The 17233-nt window shown below is 60.7% G+C and carries 16 protein-coding genes; 7 read left to right on the top strand and 9 right to left on the bottom strand.

The genetic code is table 11. The features are described from left to right. Nucleotides 1-46 precede the first annotated feature (46 nt). The 6 genes from OCT39_RS13810 to OCT39_RS13785 all read right to left on the bottom strand — a co-directional run bounded on the left by OCT39_RS13810 (nt 47) and on the right by OCT39_RS13785 (nt 5463). Nucleotides 47-1462 carry an FAD-dependent oxidoreductase gene (locus tag OCT39_RS13810; RefSeq protein ID WP_263585038.1) on the bottom strand — a complete coding sequence of 472 codons (1416 nt, stop codon included), beginning with the start codon at nt 1460-1462 and terminating at the stop codon, nt 47-49. Continuing rightward, nucleotides 1462-2391, bottom strand: coding sequence for a polysaccharide deacetylase family protein (locus tag OCT39_RS13805; protein ID WP_263585037.1), 930 nt, complete (start codon nt 2389-2391; stop codon nt 1462-1464). The genes OCT39_RS13810 and OCT39_RS13805 overlap by 1 nt, the downstream gene beginning before the upstream one ends. Before the next feature lie 4 nt (nt 2392-2395). Then, nucleotides 2396-3349: a polysaccharide deacetylase family protein gene (locus OCT39_RS13800; protein WP_263585036.1), complete on the bottom strand. Its 954-nt coding sequence runs from the start codon at nt 3347-3349 to the stop codon at nt 2396-2398. A gap of 10 nt (nt 3350-3359) precedes the next feature. Then, nucleotides 3360-4019 (bottom strand): isochorismatase family protein, encoded by a 660-nt coding sequence (locus OCT39_RS13795; protein WP_263585035.1) that lies wholly within the window; start codon nt 4017-4019, stop codon nt 3360-3362. A 126-nt stretch (nt 4020-4145) separates the two neighbouring features. After that, on the bottom strand, nt 4146-5030 hold the full coding sequence (locus OCT39_RS13790; protein WP_263585034.1) for an isocitrate lyase/PEP mutase family protein: 885 nt from the start codon (nt 5028-5030) through the stop codon (nt 4146-4148). Between the two features lie 10 nt (nt 5031-5040). Beyond that, nucleotides 5041-5463 (bottom strand): nuclear transport factor 2 family protein, encoded by a 423-nt coding sequence (locus OCT39_RS13785; protein WP_263585033.1) that lies wholly within the window; start codon nt 5461-5463, stop codon nt 5041-5043. Nucleotides 5464-5682: 219 nt separating this feature from the next. Here OCT39_RS13785 and OCT39_RS13780 point away from each other — a divergent pair, with 219 nt between their 5' ends. From OCT39_RS13780 to OCT39_RS13755, 6 genes are all read left to right on the top strand, one after another. Beyond that, nucleotides 5683-6486, top strand: a complete 804-nt coding sequence (locus OCT39_RS13780) for a GntR family transcriptional regulator (protein WP_263585032.1) — start codon at nt 5683-5685, stop codon at nt 6484-6486. Between the two features lie 248 nt (nt 6487-6734). Further along, the gene (gene leuC / locus OCT39_RS13775) at nt 6735-8165 is read left to right on the top strand and encodes a 3-isopropylmalate dehydratase large subunit (RefSeq protein ID WP_263585031.1); all 1431 of its coding nucleotides are present in this window, start codon (nt 6735-6737) and stop codon (nt 8163-8165) included. Continuing rightward, nucleotides 8162-8797 carry a 3-isopropylmalate dehydratase small subunit gene (gene leuD, locus OCT39_RS13770; RefSeq protein WP_263585030.1) on the top strand — a complete coding sequence of 212 codons (636 nt, stop codon included), beginning with the start codon at nt 8162-8164 and terminating at the stop codon, nt 8795-8797. Before leuC ends, leuD begins: the two co-directional genes overlap by 4 nt. 158 nt (nt 8798-8955) lie before the next feature. Next, complete coding sequence (gene dctP, locus OCT39_RS13765; RefSeq protein WP_263585029.1) at nt 8956-9954, top strand: TRAP transporter substrate-binding protein DctP; 999 nt, start codon at nt 8956-8958, stop codon at nt 9952-9954. Nucleotides 9955-10036: 82 nt separating this feature from the next. Beyond that, a complete protein-coding gene (locus OCT39_RS13760) occupies nt 10037-10543 on the top strand; it encodes a TRAP transporter small permease (protein ID WP_263585028.1) in 507 nt (168 codons plus the stop codon). Further along, nucleotides 10540-11853: a TRAP transporter large permease gene (locus tag OCT39_RS13755; RefSeq protein ID WP_263585027.1), complete on the top strand. Its 1314-nt coding sequence runs from the start codon at nt 10540-10542 to the stop codon at nt 11851-11853. Before OCT39_RS13760 ends, OCT39_RS13755 begins: the two co-directional genes overlap by 4 nt. A 70-nt stretch (nt 11854-11923) precedes the next feature. On the opposite strand, the gene OCT39_RS13750 is transcribed toward OCT39_RS13755, so the two are convergent. Further along, nucleotides 11924-12871 carry a LysR family transcriptional regulator gene (locus OCT39_RS13750; RefSeq protein WP_263585026.1) on the bottom strand — a complete coding sequence of 316 codons (948 nt, stop codon included), beginning with the start codon at nt 12869-12871 and terminating at the stop codon, nt 11924-11926. A gap of 146 nt (nt 12872-13017) precedes the next feature. Between OCT39_RS13750 and OCT39_RS13745 the strand changes: the two genes are divergently transcribed. Continuing rightward, nucleotides 13018-14076, top strand: a complete 1059-nt coding sequence (locus OCT39_RS13745; RefSeq protein ID WP_263585025.1) for an SDR family oxidoreductase — start codon at nt 13018-13020, stop codon at nt 14074-14076. A 139-nt stretch (nt 14077-14215) separates the two neighbouring features. Here the strand turns inward: OCT39_RS13745 and OCT39_RS13740 are convergent, their stop codons facing one another. Together OCT39_RS13740 and OCT39_RS13735 are read right to left on the bottom strand one after the other, a co-directional pair. Further along, nucleotides 14216-16282, bottom strand: a complete 2067-nt coding sequence (locus OCT39_RS13740; RefSeq protein WP_263585024.1) for a YjbH domain-containing protein — start codon at nt 16280-16282, stop codon at nt 14216-14218. A 53-nt stretch (nt 16283-16335) separates the two neighbouring features. Then, on the bottom strand, nt 16336-17157 hold the full coding sequence (locus OCT39_RS13735; RefSeq protein WP_263585023.1) for a capsule biosynthesis GfcC family protein: 822 nt from the start codon (nt 17155-17157) through the stop codon (nt 16336-16338). Nucleotides 17158-17233 lie beyond the last annotated feature (76 nt).

Below are 17233 nucleotides of genomic sequence, written 5' to 3'. Positions count from 1 at the left end.
AGCGCCTTGGCAAAAGCCTCGATGCCTGCCGCATCAACGCCCGCTATCAGGCCTCGTGTTCGGTGGCCTGTAAAAGCGCCGCCGCGCTTTGTCCGGCGACGGCGCCCAGCACGACGGCGCTCAATAGACCGTTGCCCGAGAGATAGCCGCTATCGCCGGCGCCGGAAACGCCCCGCGCTGCGCCGCCGCCGGCGAACAGGTTGGGCAGCATCCGGCCTTGGGTATCCAGCACTCGTGCCTGGGTATTCACTTCGAGTCCGCCCTGGGTATGAAACAGCGCCCCGGTCACGCGGACGGCGTAGTAAGGCGGTGACAGCAGGTTGGCGGGCTCGAAAACGCGGCCGAACGTGTCCGGTGTCTGCGTTCGGGCGTGGCGATGCATGTCGTCGACGGCCGTCTCCAGCGCGGCGAGCGGCAGGTCGAGGCAATTGGCCATGGCATCTAGCGTGTCGAAAGCGCGTATCGCGCCGGCCTCGAAGGCGTTACGGTAATCCTCGAATTCAAGCGCGTTTTCATGAATACGGCCGTCGAAAATATTCCAGGCAACGCCCTCGGGCTGGGCGAGGACGTTGGCGGCCTGCTCGGAGTAGCCGCCGTGTTCGTTGGAGAAGCGCTCACCCAGCACGTTGACCTGCATGCCGCCCTGCATCATCAGTGCCCAGCTGATCAAAATCTGGTGCGGAGTGGCAAGCGAGCCGTGGCCCTGGCAGGCGCCGAGATCCTTCGTGCTTGCGCCCATCGCCTCGCCCCAGAGCAGCGCATCGCCCTGGTTGCCCTCGTGGCCGTAGTAGAGCGCCTCCTTGAGCGACGGGATATGGCGCTTGACCAACTCGGCATTGCCGCCGTAGCCGTTGCAGGCCAGGATCAGGGCATCGCAGCCGATACGCTCACGACTGCCGTCCGGGCGTGTGATCGTTACGCCGCGCACCCGTTGGGCCTCGTCCACGTGCAGGTCCTCGACCCGCGCTTGGGTGAGAATATCCACGCCGGCACGCTCGGCGGCGTTCAAAAGTGCGCCCATCAGCTCCTCGCCGGTGCGCCGAGGCGTGGCGTGCATACGCAGTCGCCGGTGGCCGGGGTAGAGAAAGCCTTCGACCAGCTCAAAAGGCACGCCGTGATCGTCGGCCAGCCACTCCACGGTCGGCCCCGATTGCTCGGCCAGCCGCTCGACGATCGCTTGATCGGCCTCGAAGCCGTTCTTGCGCTGAATGTCTTCGGCCATGAGGCGTGGGGTATCCTCGACTTCCAGCGCCTTTTGAAAGCGCGTGCCAGCGGCGGGAATGAAGCCTTGTGACATCGCAGTGCTGCCGCGAGGCAGCGCATCGCGCTCCAGCACCGCAAGCTCGATGCCCGCCTCACGCGCCTTGAGCGCCGCCACCAGCCCACAGGCGCCGGCACCGATGATCAAAAGCGGCAGGTGGGCATCGAATTCAGTGGTGTGGGTGTAGGGAACGATCGCCATTACGCCTGCTCCGCATGAGTGAAGGCATCCAGAATCTCGCCCGCTGGCGCCTGCCATACCTCAGCGTGTCCGCTGATATGCGCAAGCACTTCTTCCAGGCAGGCGATGCGGTGGGGCTGGCCGACAAGCCAGGGGTGAAGGTTCAGGGCGAACAGGCGCCCGCCAGCGGTGCGCGACTCCTCCAGCAGAAAATCGAACGCATCCTTCACCTGCGCGACCCATGAGTCTTCCGAGTGGAGGTTCTGGCTCATGACGAACTGGTCCTCGATCTCGGTAGAAAGCCCCATCATGGTGAGCGGGCCCGAGGCGGTCTTCCAAACGTAGGGCAGCTCGTCGTTGACCCAGTCGGCGCAGTACTCGATGCCGTTTTCGGTCAAAAGATCCGGTGTGTTGAAGCTCTGGTGCTTGGCCGGGCTGAGCCAGCCGCGAATGCGTTGGCCGGTCAAGCGGCGCAGGGTGTCTACCGAGCGCTTGACCAGCTCGGCCTCTTCCTCGACGGGCTGGCCACCGTAGTGCAGGTGATCCATGTTCCAGCCGTGGGCGATGAACTCGCCGCCGTGCTCTTGAAGACGCTTGACCAGATAAGGCGTCTGCTCGGCGAGCTGGGCGTTGATCGCGTAGGTCGGCGTGATGGCGTATCGCTTCAAGGCCTCGAGCACCCGATAGATGCCCACCCGGTTGCCGTAATCGCGCAGCGAGAAGTGGCGCAGGTCCGGATAGGGCATGGTCATGCCGTTGGGCACCTTGAACGGCTCGCCGCGCTGGTTGAGCGGGTAGAACTGCAGCGAAATATTGATCCATACCGCCAGCGTCTTGCCGCCGGGCCAGGTAATCGGGGGGCGTTCCCCGAGCATCGACCAGTCATAGCGGTCGTGGTCGTAGCCATGGCGGCGCAGCGGGTAGTCCAGGTAGTCGTCGTTGAGTGCCATGGTATCAACCCTCCCTTGGTGCGGTAGCGGCCTGCGCCTGAATACTGTCAAGCGCGGCATCGTAAGAGTGCGCCCGGTAGTGCTCGGCGATTTCCCGGCCGGTGGTGACCCAGACGTCGGAGTGGCCGGTAATGTACTCCAGCGCCTCCTCGAAGGCCTTGATGCGGTGAGGGCAGCTCACCTGGTAGTTGTGGGTGGGAATGCACATCACCGTGCCGGACTCGGCGCCTTCCTGGTACAGGCGGTCGAAGTGACGCTTGAGCATGGTGGCGTACTGGCGCGGTTCGACCTTGTTCACGGCGTAAACGATGGTGTCGTTCATTTCCATGGAGTAGGGCACAGAAATGAAGCGCTTGCCGGAGCGCACGTTGACCGGCGTGGGCTGGTCGTCGTGGAAGAGATCGCAGGTATAGAGCCCGCCGCGCTCACCGAAGAGCTCCTCGCCCACTTCGGCGAACAGATCCAGCGTGCGCTCGGAGTGGGAAAGCGCCGGCGCCAGATACCCCGCGCAGGCTTGGCCGGTGTGGCGATGGATGGTCTCCATGCTGTCGCGGATCATGGCGCGCTCCTGGGCCTCGCTCAGACCGTAGGTGTAGCGCGTGTTGTAGATGCCGTGGCTGAAGAACTCCCAGTCGCGCTCCTTGCACATCTGGATGATTTCCGGATGGTGCTCGCAAAGCGCCGTCGACAGCGAAACGGAGCCGCGAATGCCGTACTTGTCCAGCAGCGCCATCTGGCGCTGGTGGCCTACCCGGTTGCCGTAGTCGCGGATGCTGTAGCCGGGCACCGACGGGTGTGGGTGTGGCCAGGGTTTGCGGCTGGGATTCTGGGGCGGGTCGAGCTCGTAATACTCGATATTGGGCGCGACCCAGAAGGCGACCTTCGCACCACCCGGCCACTCGATTTTCGGACGCTGGTCATAGGCCCAGTAGTCGTATACGCCAAGGGATTCCTTCATGGTTTGCTCCTCAGCCCTCGAGCCATGCCAGCACGTCGGCCACCGGCATGACGTCCGCGTATTTCAGGTGCAGGTCGGTCAGGTTGGCGTAGTGGTAGCTCTCGTGCTTGTCGGCCACGCACTCCATCGGCACGATGGTGCGATAGCCGCGGGATAGGCTCTCCACGGCGGTGGCGCGAATGCAGCCCGAGGTCGAGCCGCCGGTGATGATCACGGTATCCACCTGATGCCACACTAAAAGCGACTGCAGCGGCGTTTCGAAAAACGCCGAGGGCATGCGCTTGGTGTAGATTACGTCACGCTCGTGGTCGATCTCGGCGCGTTCGTCGAATTCGGCGCGCTCAGAGCCGTACTTGATGTTCTGCAGCGAATCCGGGGTGTCGGTGCGCGTGCCCCACACGCCGGCATCCTCGGCGGAGTCGAGAAAGGCCACGTGGGTCCAGACCACCGGCCAGCCTTTCGCGCGAAAGCCGCGGGCCAGTTGATTGGTGTACTCGAGCTGTTTCGGGTCGGTTTCGTAAGCGGTCTTGAAAAGATCCGTGCGGGTGTAGGCCTTTTGCGGGTCGACGTTGACGAGTACCGCTTTCTTGCCAAAGCCAAAAGGCACCCGCTGCGGGTTAGCCATGACGTCATGAAAAATCTCTTTGGCCGTCTTGTCCGTCGTCTGCATTGCTGTCTCCTGACATGGTTATTTTTAAAGCGTCGTTCTTGAAAAAGTCTTTCTTCTAGGCATTGTTTTTCGAAGGGGGCCGTGTCCAACTCTGTCTTGACTGACGCGGGCGCCCGGGGCCTGCCATTAGCGCTCTTCGTAACGCTCACCCAGTTCGAGCATTTTCTGAGTGCCCAGGTAATCGTTGAGCTCTTTGAAATCGAGCATCTGATCGCGAAAGGCGTCGGTGGTGCCGTCCTGTTTCAGCGTGGCGAAGAAGCGGCTCGCCATATGGGTAATCGCGCGCACCAGCGCGCCGGGGAAGATCACCAGCGAGAAGCCGAGCGCTTCCAGCGCCTGGGCGTTTTGCAGCGGCGTGTCGCCACCTTCGACCATGTTGGCCATGATCGGCACCTTGCCCTTGAACCGGGTCATGATCTTGTCGATATCCTCGTCGGTGCGGATGCCTTCGATGAACAGCATGTCCACGCCGGCTTCAAAATAGGCCTGGGCGCGCTCGATAGCGCTGTCGGTACCTTCCACACCCAGCGCATCGGTACGCCCGATGATCAGCGTGTCCTCACTCTCCCGAGCATCCAGTGCCGCATGCAATTTACCGACCATTTCGCCCCTGGAGACCAGGGTCTTGCCCTTCAGGTGACCGCAGCGCTTGGGATAGGTCTGATCCTCGAGCTGAATGGCGTTGGCGCCGGCGCGCTCCAGAAGGCGCACGCTGCGCATTACGTTCATGGCGTTACCAAAGCCCGTATCGCAATCCACGACCACGGAAAGGTTCGTGCGCTCACGAATATGCGACATGGCGGTGCAGATTTCGGTGATGCTCAAAAGGCCGATATCAGGCCGCCCCAGCTGGGTATAGGCGAGACTGGCGCCGGAGAGATAGACCGTATCAAAGCCAGCCTGCTCGGCAAGCGAGGCGCCGAGTGCATCGAATACGCCGGGGGCGACCACGATGGAAGGATCCTGCAACAGGCGTGTGAGACTCGGTGGGGAAGTGGTTTTTTGTGTCATAAGGCTCTCTTCAGAGGGGGGAGTGCCCGGCAGGGGCAAGGTGGGGGCGCACAAGCGCCAGATCGTTCCAGACCTGCTGACGGATGATCAGGCCATCTTTCAGCTCGAAGCGGTCGATAAAGCGCACGCCCGTGGACGTCGTGTCATCCAGCCAGGTCACGTCGAGCACGCCGTGGCAGATGACGATGGACTCAAGCGGCGTGACGCAGTGATCCACGCCGTGAAGGGTCTTGCTCACGTGTCGGTAACGACTGCCTGCCCAGGCGATGACCTCCTCGAGGCTTGCCATCGTAGGCGCCCCGGGAAACTCCAGCGCAACGCGCTCGGCCAGAAACCGTTTGGCTTTCGCCAGGTCTCGCGCTTGCATGGCGGCGAGAAACGCGCGCACCTGCGTTTTATCGCTGCCACGCCGCTCGCTTGCGTTACTCTCCATGGCTGGCCTCTTGGCTGAGTTGCCGCTTTCTGCTTCGAAATGCTCGCGATGTGTGTTACTCAGTGCGTGGCAGAGCTGTGTCCTCGGCCGAACGTTTTGGTCACGGGTATACGAATCGATGAGTCGTTTAAATGTATTAAATTTGATACATTTTTATGTCTACAAAGCGGTGCGCGTCAAGTGCGCTGGAAAATTTTTTGACGACGTAGGGGAACAAGGATGAGCGAGGCACATACCTCGGCCGTGGGAGGGACGAAGTCGCATCGCATCTATCTGCTGCTCAAGGATGCCATTCTCAGCGGCCGTCTTCCCTCGGGCGGAAAGCTTCCGGGCGAGAACAGGCTGGCCGAGCAGCACGGCGTATCGCGAGTGACCGTGCGCCGCGCCATCAAGGCGCTGCAGGCGAGCGGCCTGGTCGAGCGCAAGGCCGGGGTGGGCACGGTGGTGCTCAAGCAGCCGCTGGAGGCCACGGTGATGACGGCGAACGTCTCGAATCTGATGCCCAACATGGTGAAGATGAGCCAGGCCTCCCAGGTGCGGCTGCTGGAGTTCGGCTATGCGCCGCCGCCGGAGACGATCGCCAAGCGGCTGGGCATGGCTCCGAACACCAAGGCACAGCGCTCGGTACGCGTGCGCATGGTGGACGGCAATCCGTTCTCCTACCTGATCACCCACGTGCCCGAGAAGATCGCCCTGCACTACAGCGAGGCGGACCTGGCCGATACACCGCTGTTCGTTTTGCTCGAGCGCAGCGGCGTCAACGTGGATCACGCCTCTCAATCCATTTCTGCAACGCTTGCAAGCCACGATCTTGCCCAGGCGCTGGAGGTATCGGTCGGCTCGCCACTGATTTCGCTGACGCGCGTGGTGTTCGATGAAAAAGGGCGGGGTGTCGAACATCTGGAGGCTTTCTATCGCCCCGACCGCTACCGTTTCCAGATCGATCTCGAGCGCAATGGCGACGACAGCTCACGCTATTGGGAACCCCGGGTGGGCGGTATGCCTACCGACTCGACGGTATGAAAAACTTTACGAACACGTTTTGCATGTATTATTTTTAATACCAATTATAAATTCTAAAAAATACATTTGACCTGTGCTTAAGATTTGCGCTAGTTGTAGAAAAACTAATTGAAGAAAAATCTGTAGAGAAAAGCTGGCAGCCATATCCCCGTCGGCCAGAGCCAGGCTGAAAGCTGCCCAGGGCGTGATGACCGCCCCCACTAATAAAACGGTGCCACGCAGTGGCACAGGCCGAGACAGCGAACATCATGAGCACTCCCCAGACGCTATTCGACAAGGTGTGGTCCGCCCATGAGGTGTACCGCAGCGACAGTGGTCAAAGCCTTTTGTGGATCGACCGCCACTTCGTCCATGAAGGCTCCTTTCATGCCTTCAACAAGCTGGAAGAACGCCATCTGCCGGTCGCCAGGCCCGTTCTGACCTTTGGCATTGCCGATCACTACGCGCCGACGCTATCGCGCACTCTCGATGAAGTGAATGATCCCAAGATTCGGTCCATGATCGAACAGCTCACCGACAACACCGCCAAACACGATGTCACGCTTTTCGGGCTCGATGACCCACGCCAGGGCATCGTCCATGTCATGGGTCCAGAGCAGGGGCTGACCCAGCCCGGGCTTGTCATGGTTTGCGGCGATAGCCATACGGCGACCCACGGGGCGTTTGGCAGCATCGCCTTTGGCATTGGCGCCTCCGAAGTTGCGCATGTGCTGGCCACCCAAACGCTTTGGCAGACCAAACCCAAGGTAATGCGCATCACCTTGAAAGGACAGCTCTCGCCCGGGGTAACGGCCAAGGATATCGCGCTGACCTGGATTTCACGGTTGGGCGCCGACGGCGCACGCGGCTTTGCCATCGAGTATGCCGGCGAGGCGATCCGTTCACTTTCGATGGAGGCGCGTCTGACGCTTTGCAATCTGTCCATCGAGGGCGGCGGCCGGTGCGGCATGATCGCTCCGGATCAGACCACCTTCGACTATTTGAAAGGCCGGCCCTACAGTCCGAAAGGCGAGCTTTTTGACCAGGCCTGCGCGTACTGGTCCACGCTTTACAGCGATGCCGACGCCGTTTTCGATCAGGACGTTACTATCGATGCCGCGGAGATTGCGCCTACCGTCACCTGGGGCGTTTCGCCGGAAGAGGCGCTACCCATCGATCACCGCCTGCCTTCGTTGGACGGCGACCAGGAGAGCGCCAGGGCGCGCCAGATTCGCGATAGTCTCGACTACATGGGGCTTTCGCCGGGCCAGAAACTCACCGATATCGCCATCGATCGGGTGTTCATCGGCTCCTGCACCAATGCCCGCATTGAAGACCTGCGCGCCGCCGCGGCCGTGCTGAACGGGCGTAAAAGCCGCGTGCCCGGTGTCGTGTCACCCGGGTCCACCCAGGTCAAGGCCCAGGCCGAAGAGGAGGGGCTCGATCGTATCTTCATCGACGCGGGGCTCGAGTGGCGCCACTCGGGCTGTTCGATGTGTGTGGGCATGAACGGCGACACGGTTCCCAGCGGTGAGCGCTGCGCCTCGACCACCAATCGTAACTTCAAGGGGCGCCAGGGCCCGGGGGCGCGTACCCATTTAATGTCCCCTGCCATGGTCGCCGCCGCCGCCCTTGAAGGGCGGCTGACCGATATCCGCACGCTGGCGCCAGGCGCCCACACCGACGGGGTGCGCTCATGAAACCCATCGAGATTTTAACCACGCTGGGCATCAGCTTGCCCCACGCCAACGTGGACACCGACCAACTGATTCCCGCGCGTTTCATGAAAGAGCCGCGCAGCGTCGGCTACGGTCAGTTTCTTCTGTTCGACGTGCGCCGCGACGCCCACGGCGCGCCTTCACCAGACTATCCCCTCAACCAGCCCAGCGCCGACGAGGCCGAAGTGCTGGTGAGCCGGCGCAACTTCGGGGCGGGGTCCTCGCGGGAGGCGGCGGTCTATGCGCTGGTCGACGGCGGTTTTCGCTGCGTGATCGCGCCGAGTTTCGGCGATATCTTCGCTTCCAACGCGGTCAATAACGGCCTGCTGCCCGCGGTGGTCAACGAGGAAGACGCCGAGCGTCTGCTCAAGGCGCTTGGCGAGGCGGCGCCGGTCGACGTGGACCTACTCGAGCAGCGCATTCGCGTTGGCGAGCTCGAGGTGGCCTTTACGATCAACCCGGTCTGGCGCACCAAGCTGCTCAACGGCTGGGACGATATCGACATGACCCGTCAACATGAAGGCGATATCGACACATTCGCCGCCACCTACGCCAAGCGATTTCCCTGGGCGCAGCCCTACCCGGGGGGCGCGCCTTTAATCGGTAAAGGGTAGCGGTGATTACAAGGGCGCTTTGCGACTCACCCTGATCGGGAAAGCGCCAAGCCCCCACGATTATTCAGTACCGGCATGTACGCTAACAGCCATTCCAATAAACAAACGTACCGGCAATCGACAGTCGTACCAATGATAATATCTACAGGAGACTCCCCATGAAAAAAGCCCCCTTGACGCTCGCCATAATGACCGCGCTCGCCTCCGTTCCGGCCTTCGCCGTCGATCAAATCAACGCCGTTCACGCCTTCCCGCCATCGTTGATCTACACCCAGAGCTTTCTGGAGTTCGTCGATAAAGTGAACGAGCGCGGCGAAGGGGTCGTGCAGATCAATGTACGAGGCGGCCCCGAGGTCATTGGTCTCTCCGAGCAGCCGGAGGCGGTGCGCAACGGCGTGGTGGACATGGCCTATACCGCGGCGAGTTTCTACGCCGGTACCGTGCCCGAGCGCGATGCCATGGTTGCCTCGAATACCAACGCCATTTACGCCCGCGAAAACGGCGGAATCGATCTGCTCAATGAGATCCATCAGGAGAAGATGGGCACCTACTATCTGGGCTGGTTCGACAGCGGCGTGAGCTACAACCTCTACACCATCGACGAGCCGGGCCTCGATGAAAACGGTGACCTGGATATTTCGGGGCTTCGGCTTCGCAGCAACCCCGTGTATGACGCCTTCTTCCAGGATTATCTCGGCGCGCAGCCGATCAGCCTGCCCACCACCGATGTCTATTCAGCGCTCGAGCGCAGCGTCGTGAACGCCACGGGCTGGACGCAGATCGGCCTTAAAGATCTCAACTGGGACAAATTCCTGAACTACCGGATCGACCCGGCATTTTTCTCTACCGACATGGGTGTGATCGTCAATCTGAACAAGTGGAATCAGCTAAGCCCCGAGTCTCAGCAGATTCTTCAGGAAGTGGCGATCGAGCACGAGCGTGACAGCGCCGAGCAGTTGGCCGAGCGTGCCGTCGAGCAGCAGGCCGAGCTCGAAGAGGACGGGATGAACGTCGTCACGTTGGAAGGCGAGGCGGCCCAGCGTTACGCCGATGCCGCCCGCGAAGCGACCTGGGCGCGCATGAAAGGCCAGATGGAACGTCACCCGATGGGCCTTGAGCATTACGATGAGCTGATCGAGAAGTTCAACGATCTATAACGTCGCCGGCTCTTACCGTACTCAAGACGCCGGCTCTTGCCCCGGCGTCTTTCTGCAGGACGCCAACTGCTTCGGGGTTTCTATGCGCTATGCACAACGCGGCTATTTGCTGCTGCTCAACGGCATGGCACTGCTTGCCGCCATCATGCTGGTATGGCTGATGGTGGCGGTGGTGCTGTCGGTCGTGATTCGTAACCTGGGGTTACAGCCCTCGGCGTGGTTCTTTCTTTCCACCGAGTACGCCATGTTCTACCTGACGCTTTTGGGCGCGCCCTGGCTTGTGCGTCAGAAAGGGCACGTGCATATCGAGCTGCTCACATCGGTACTGCCGCTGCCCGTGCTCAATATTCTCAGCCGAGCGGTTGCGCTGGTCTGCGTGCTGGTGAGTGGGGTGCTCGCTTGGAAGGGGCTTGATCTATTTTTGCTCAATATCGAACGCAGCGACTATGACGTGCGCGCGTTTTTCGTACCCAAGTGGATACTCACCATCGTCTTTCCGGTCAGCTTTACCCTGATGGCGGTCGAGTTTGGCCGCTTCGTCATCGGCCCGGAGATTCTTCACAGCGGCGAAGCGGGGATCAAGGAATGATGGAATGGTATTTTGCGCTGGCGTTTCTACTCTCGCTGATTCTTTTCTTCATGGCGGTAGGCACGCCCATCGCGCTGGCGTTTTTAGCCGCCAACGTCATCGGGGCCTGGCATTTCATGGGGGGGCAGGCGGGCATCGTACAGATGCTCAACAACGGTTTCGGGGCACTTTCGAGCTTTAACCTCGTACCGATTCCGCTGTTTCTCTTGATGGGCGAGCTGTTCTTTCGTACCGGGCTCGGTATGAAGATGTTCAACGCCGTGGACCGGCTAATGGGCAAGGTGCCCGGTCGGCTCTCCTACGTCACCGTGGTGGGTGGTACCGCCTTTTCCACGCTCAGCGGCTCCTCCATGGGGTCGACAGCGCTGATGGGCTCGCTTTTGGTGCCGGAAATGGAGCGCCGGGGCTACAAGAAGAAGATGGCGATCGGCCCCATTCTGGGGACCGGAGGCCTTGCGATCATCATTCCGCCCTCGGCGCTGGCGGTGCTTTTGGCAACGCTTGCCAAGATCGACATCGGCGCGCTGCTGGTCGCTGGCATTTTGCCGGGGCTGACGCTGGCCGGCTTTTACATGGCGACCATCTTCATCCAGACCCGGCGCGACCCGGAGGCGGCACCGGCCTACGAGCTCGAGCCGGTACCGCTAGGTGCCAAGCTAAAACTCATCGTGACCGACATTCTGCCCATGCTCAGCGTGATGGTGATCATCGTGGCGCTCATGCTGATCGGTTTCGCTACGCCCTCGGAGGCGGCGGCCTTCGGTGCGCTCGGGGTCATCATTCTGGGCTTTATCTTTCGCTGCATGACCTGGGCGGCGTTCACTCAGTCGGTGATTGGGGCACTCAAGGTCACGCTGATGGCGTATCTGATCGTGTTCGGCTCGGCGACCTTCAGCCAGCTCCTGGGCTTCTCCGGTGCCTCCGGCGGACTGATTCAGTGGGCCACCAGCTTCGATCTATCGCCCATTTTGATGCTGATGGCCATGTTCGCCGTGCTCCTGGTGCTCGGCACCTTCATGGAGCAGATTTCGATCATGATGCTGACCGTGCCGATCTTCTTCCCGCTGGCCCAGGCGCTCGGGTTCGATTTGATCTGGTTTGGCGTGGTCGTGCTGCTAGCGCTGGAAATCAGCTTCTCCACGCCGCCGCTGGGGCTTTTGCTCTTCGTCATGAAGGGGGTCGCACCGCCGGGAACCACCATGCGGGAAATCTACTCCGCCGCCATTCCCTATATTCTCTGCTCGATGCTGCTGGTCGCGCTGCTGGTCATCTTCCCGAGCCTGGCCACCTGGTTGCCACGAATGCTGTGAGCGAAGCGAAATCCAAAAGAGAGGCGCCAGCCTCTCTTTTTTCATGGTGACGTCTTGATGGGTAAAGGTATTACGATGTTTCTTTCGCTATTCGCTCCTGCCAGCGATCCCAGGGCGGTACGTCGCCCAGTTCTTCGAACAGGTGCTCCAGAAAGGCACTGACCTTGGGCGCGGTCAGGCGTCGCTGGCCGTACAGGACGTGAATGTAGCGCCGGGCGGGGGCCACTTCGCCACGCCAGGATTTGAGTACGGGAATCAGCGCCTGGCGGGCGAGCTCGTCGGCAATTAGCCAAGTGGGAAACATCACCAGCCCCTGGCCCATCAATGCCGCCTGCAGCAGACTCTCGGCGCTGTTGCTGTAAAGCGAGCCTTCTACCTTGCAGGTTAGGGGGCTCCTGGCGCCTGGCTGGTCAAAGTACCAGCGCTGGCGTCCCATTTCGCCCTGGTAGAGCAGGCAGTCGTGCTGGCAAAGCGCCTCCGGGGTCTGCGGCGTTCCGTAACGCTCAAGGTAGGCAGGGGAGGCCGCCACCACGTAGTTCATGGGCGCCAGGCGCCTTGCCACCAGCGTGGTGTCCGAAAGCTCGCCGACCCGAAAGGTGATATCGATACTCTCTTTGACCGGGTCGGTGAGCTGGTCGGTCAGTACCAGCTCCGCCTTGATAGCGGGGTAGCGACGCTGAAAACGGTGGAGGATGGGTACGATCTGGCGCTGACCGAAGGATACCGGCGCGTTGATACGCAAAAGCCCCGACGGCTCGCTGCCCGACGCCTGAAGCGCTTCGGTCGCCAGGTCGAGCTGGTTGAGAATCTCACGAATATCCCGGTAATAGCGCTCGCCGGCCTCGGTCAGGGTCACCGCGCGCGTGTGACGGTAAAGAAGCTGCTGGCCCAGCGACTCCTCAAGCGCCGTGATCTGACGAGAAATGGACGAAACCGCCCGGTGAAAATGGTGCGCGGTTACCGTGAAGCTGCCGGTCGCAGCAACACGTTCGAATACACGTAGAGCGTTGAGATCCATCGTATTGCACCTGATGCAATAAAGATTTGCGGTTTTTCCAATTGTAGCAACTGACGTCTCTTACCAGAATGAACGTCATCGCTCGCCGTGAAAAGGTCACAAGGCCTTGAGAAAAGCGGGCAGTCACGTTCATCGAAGGAGTCATCATGCGTAAAGGCAACGCGCTCGTGGTAGGCGCTACCGGCATTACCGGCGGCAATCTGGCAAGCTATCTCAACGCCAGCGGCTGGACCGTTTACGGGCTGTCGCGTCGTGCGACCGAGCAAAGCGGCGTCATTCCCGTCACCGCGGATCTGCTCGATCGCAAGGCGACCGAAAAGGCGCTGGCCGAGCTGCCCATCACCCACGTGTTTTACTGCACCTGGATCAAGCGGGACAGCGAAAAGGAGAACGTCAAGGCCAACGGCGCCATGATGCAGAATCTGCTCGACGCCTTGCAGGACAAGAACATTCAGCACGTCTCGCTGGTCACCGGCACCAAGCAGTACCTGGGCTCTTTCGAGAGCTATGGCAGCGGTAAGGTGGAGACGCCGTTTCGCGAGTCTGCGCCCCGGGTGCCCGGTGATAACTTCTACTACGCCCTGGAAGACACCCTGTTCGCTGCCGCCGAGCGCGACGGGTTCAGCTGGAACGTGCACCGTCCGCACACGGTGATTGGCTACGCGGTGGGTAATGCCATGAACATGGGCACGACGCTGGCCGTCTACGCCTCGATCTGCAAGAAAACCGGCCAGCCGTTCACTTTCCCTGGTTCGCAAATTCAGTGGAACGCGCTGACCGATTTGACCGACGCGCTGGTACTGGCCCGCCAGATGGAGTGGGCGGCCACGACACCGGGCGCGCACAACGAGGCGTTCAACACCGTCAACGGCGACATCTTCCGCTGGCGCCGCATGTGGCAGGAAATCGGCGAGTTCTTCGAACTGGAGGTGGCCGAATGCCCCGAAGCGCCCAAACCGCTGGAAGAGCAGATGAAAGATAGCGCCGGTGTCTGGCAACAGATCGCCGAGAAGCACGACTTGGCCGAGCCGGATGTCGACAAGCTCGCCTCCTGGTGGCACTCCGATGCCGACCTTGGCCGCGAGCAGGAGTGCGTCAACGACGTAACCAAGATGCGCGATTTCGGCTTCGACCACTTCCGCGAGACCCGCGCCGCGTTTTTCGATCTGTTTACTCGCCTGCGGGCTGAGCGTCTCATTCCTTAAGACGTGTTTAGTGAATAAAAAAGGGGGCCTAATGGCCCCCTTTTTTAATGCGTTCATCTCCGCTTTAAGCAAGGACGAATATTGTCGGCGCTGTGCAACAAACATTACACATCGACCAGCTTACTGCCTGATCGAAAGATTATTGCCACATGGTGTCGTATTGCTGCCAATAGCGATCCAGGTCGCGCTCCTGAGTGATGGTGTAAAGATCGTACCGGCGGCTCAAACGTGCGCCGCCATCGCGGGTGAGCGGTTGCCACCTAAGCGTCGTGCTATTGCGGCTGGAGAAGGTGAAAAACGCGTCCAGTGGAATGGTGAGGTAGAGGCCCTTGTCGAAACTGCCCTCGCCAAAATCATCGCCGGCATCGGTCAGGGTGCCCCAAGCGCCCACTCGGACGCCCGAGTCGAACTCGCGGGAAAGATCGAGCGTGGCGCCTATATCACCGGCCAAATAACGGCCAACGCTTAGTTTGGCCAGCACGTCTTCCACGCCGGTTTCCACATAGGCGTTAATGTGGCCTGTCCAAACGCTGTAGTCACGCATGTCGAATCGCTGGTCGAAGTCGCGTTGGCGCACCCAGTTGATGTCCGCGCCGAGCGCCCAGGGAGCGTCAAACTCGCGGTACAGCCACTCGGCACCGACGCCGGCGTACATCATTTCCAGTATGCCGCCATAGCCCATGGCGTATACGTTATCGCTCACCTTGGCCGTGCGCGTGTACTGCAGGTTCTCGATACCGAAGGGCGACTCCGACAGGTAATCCCCTACAAACGTACGCACTCTGGGCAGTCGAGAGTTGGCAATATATTCGTAGTTGCCCAGATTATCCGCCACTGTCCAGGCCATACTGCCGGAGAACCAGCCGTTGGGGTCGGTTTGATACTCGGCGCTGAGCTGGGCTTTGAGGCGGTAAAGATAACCGTCCGGGCCGCCGAAGTTTTGATCGAGCCGGGGCCCCAACTGCCAGTTGAAACGTTGGGCGGGCGCCTGATGCAGGGTCTCACCGGTGCCGTCTTCCAATCGGGCATGGGTATAAATACCGTATCGATAGGCGTACTCATGATCGGCCGAGATCGCCGCCTCTACGAACTGCTCACGGTCATGAACGCTTTCGCGCAGCGGCACGCCCCGCTCCTCCCAGTCAAAGCGGAACGTTTCGATCTCCTCATCGGCCTGGGCGTTCAGGATGCGGTTCGCACGCCCCTCGCTTTGGGCCAAAGAGCGAAAGCGCCCGGGCCTGGCGGTAACGGTCAGGCTATCGCCCTGTCGGGAGATGCGCTCCACCTGCATGCCGGCATTTTCGTTTAGTCGTTGGCTGGCCGCCGCCCAGCTTGCTTGCGGCGCGGCGTCCAGAGGCTGCAACGGCGGATCGTTTTTTAACTGATCAAGCCCGTTAAGATCGAGGTTGAACGTGATGCCCGCCATGGCCGTATTGCCGCGCTGCCACCCGGTATGCAGCTCCACGTTATCGCTAATGGCCAAGCGCGCCCCAACGTTGAAGCGACTATCCTGAACCTGATCATTGTCCTGGGGCTCATTGGAGTAATCGTTTCCTTCGTACTCGAGCTGAAGGATCAAGGGGTCCCAGGGCGTCTGATACTCCACTCCGCCGAAAACTGCCGCGGGCCCTGCAAAGTACTGGCCGAAATTGAGCTCGCCGCCGCCTGAGCCGCTGTTGGCCGAACGGTTATCGAAGCGGTCCGCCAGCCATCCAAAGGGAGAATCGATATCGCTTGCGGTCCCCAGGTAGCCCCAGCCTAGCCCTGCGGTGAAATCGAAATTCCCCCAGCGTTTACTGGCGACCACATATTCGGCGCCAAACAGCGTGGTACCGCCTATATCGCGTGCGCCCACGGCCAGCTGTGGCCAGTAGCGGGTTTCTTCCAATAGTCTCAGTTTGGCATCGAAACCCTTATCCAGGTTGCGGTCATACAGCGGGCCTGGCCGATTCTCGACGGAGACGTAGCGAAAACCGCCTTCGAACCAGCGAGTGGGTTGAAGAAACACGTTATAGCGTCGATAGGGGGCGGTGCGGCTAGCGCTCACCGACATTTCACCCAGCGGGTTCATGCGCGCGGTGGGCGTTTGCATGATGCCCACACCGCCGAAATCGCTTTGACCATGGCCCAATTGGCCGGCCAGGCCATCGGCGGCGGCCACGTTGGGCAAAATGAAGGCGGACAGCGTTACGCATACCCATGCCATGGGCCTTGAGGTACATGGGTAACAGCGAAAGGGGCGAGCAGCCAGTAAGTGAATTAAGGAGCGTGCCATTGAGTACATTGATCGCCAGGGAGTTGAGCGGCCAACACGCCTGGCAGCCGCTGATTGATGATATCCGGTTCTTCCGTCGTGCCGGGAAAGGGAAGCGCACCCATCAGCCCTTGCCGACTGGGCAGCGCGATGAGTAAGCGGCTGCCGGGGGCAAGAGGTGTTGTCTCGTGGTTCCAGGCCGCAACGCCTCGTCGTAACACATTCCCTTGGGGCGTTATCAGAGACGCATGGTCAATGTTGTTGAACGTTTGTTCTGGCAACGCTTTTTTTACATCGTCGATCGTCATGTTAGGGCGCCAGGCGGTTCGACTAACCCCCTGAAGGCCCCAGACTTCTACCCAGTCAGGAGTATCGCAAACGCCCCAATAGGCCACGTTTTCCAGCAGCGGTGCCTCGCGTAGGTTGGTGCCCAATGCCAATAAATCCAGCCGCTGCGGGCTGCGCATCGCGCCATTTTCCAAACTGCGTAGTGCTTCCTGCCACTTCAAAAGCGCCTGAGCGTAAATCGTATTTCCTGTCACTTGGGCACTTATGACTAACGTGCCCAGCTCTTCGATCAAGTAGCGCCGCTGTTGTGGGTAGCGCTGCTGGTCGGGGAGCAGGAGAGCATAGGCATGGCTCCAACTGATGGGCGTCGCCTGTTGAGACAGTGTTTCCAGCCAGGCATCGGCCAACGTGCGCTCGCCCGCTTCGGTGGCGTGGCTCACACCCGCCATGCCTGACACCAGAGCGCCCATCAGTAGCGTCCTGATAACCAGGCGTTTAGCGTAAACAAAGTGCGCTCGAGTAGTGGCGCGGTCGATCATGATTCTCATGGTTCTCGCTTAAAGCAGCACGGGCAACTGGAAGGGGCGGGGCGATTACTACCAGCGCCGTAGTGGC

The sequence above is a fragment of the Halomonas sp. GD1P12 genome (assembly GCF_025725645.1).
Taxonomy (GTDB): Bacteria; Pseudomonadota; Gammaproteobacteria; order Pseudomonadales; family Halomonadaceae; genus Vreelandella.
Note: the sequence above shows the minus strand (reverse complement) of the source record. Positions and strands in the feature narration are given on the sequence as shown.

Excerpts from the sequence above, each read along its gene's own strand:
- OCT39_RS13810 (WP_263585038.1), bottom strand. The coding sequence starts at position 1,462 with ATGGCGATCGTTCCCTACACCCACACCACTGAATTCGATGCCCACCTG.
- OCT39_RS13805 (WP_263585037.1), bottom strand. The coding sequence starts at position 2,391 with ATGGCACTCAACGACGACTACCTGGACTACCCGCTGCGCCGCCATGGC.
- OCT39_RS13800 (WP_263585036.1), bottom strand. The coding sequence starts at position 3,349 with ATGAAGGAATCCCTTGGCGTATACGACTACTGGGCCTATGACCAGCGT.
- OCT39_RS13795 (WP_263585035.1), bottom strand. The coding sequence starts at position 4,019 with ATGCAGACGACGGACAAGACGGCCAAAGAGATTTTTCATGACGTCATG.
- OCT39_RS13790 (WP_263585034.1), bottom strand. The coding sequence starts at position 5,030 with ATGACACAAAAAACCACTTCCCCACCGAGTCTCACACGCCTGTTGCAG.
- OCT39_RS13785 (WP_263585033.1), bottom strand. The coding sequence starts at position 5,463 with ATGGAGAGTAACGCAAGCGAGCGGCGTGGCAGCGATAAAACGCAGGTG.
- OCT39_RS13780 (WP_263585032.1), top strand. The coding sequence starts at position 5,683 with ATGAGCGAGGCACATACCTCGGCCGTGGGAGGGACGAAGTCGCATCGC.
- leuC (WP_263585031.1), top strand. The coding sequence starts at position 6,735 with ATGAGCACTCCCCAGACGCTATTCGACAAGGTGTGGTCCGCCCATGAG.
- leuD (WP_263585030.1), top strand. The coding sequence starts at position 8,162 with ATGAAACCCATCGAGATTTTAACCACGCTGGGCATCAGCTTGCCCCAC.
- dctP (WP_263585029.1), top strand. The coding sequence starts at position 8,956 with ATGAAAAAAGCCCCCTTGACGCTCGCCATAATGACCGCGCTCGCCTCC.
- OCT39_RS13760 (WP_263585028.1), top strand. The coding sequence starts at position 10,037 with ATGCGCTATGCACAACGCGGCTATTTGCTGCTGCTCAACGGCATGGCA.
- OCT39_RS13755 (WP_263585027.1), top strand. The coding sequence starts at position 10,540 with ATGATGGAATGGTATTTTGCGCTGGCGTTTCTACTCTCGCTGATTCTT.
- OCT39_RS13750 (WP_263585026.1), bottom strand. The coding sequence starts at position 12,871 with ATGGATCTCAACGCTCTACGTGTATTCGAACGTGTTGCTGCGACCGGC.
- OCT39_RS13745 (WP_263585025.1), top strand. The coding sequence starts at position 13,018 with ATGCGTAAAGGCAACGCGCTCGTGGTAGGCGCTACCGGCATTACCGGC.
- OCT39_RS13740 (WP_263585024.1), bottom strand. The coding sequence starts at position 16,282 with ATGGCATGGGTATGCGTAACGCTGTCCGCCTTCATTTTGCCCAACGTG.
- OCT39_RS13735 (WP_263585023.1), bottom strand. The coding sequence starts at position 17,157 with ATGATCGACCGCGCCACTACTCGAGCGCACTTTGTTTACGCTAAACGC.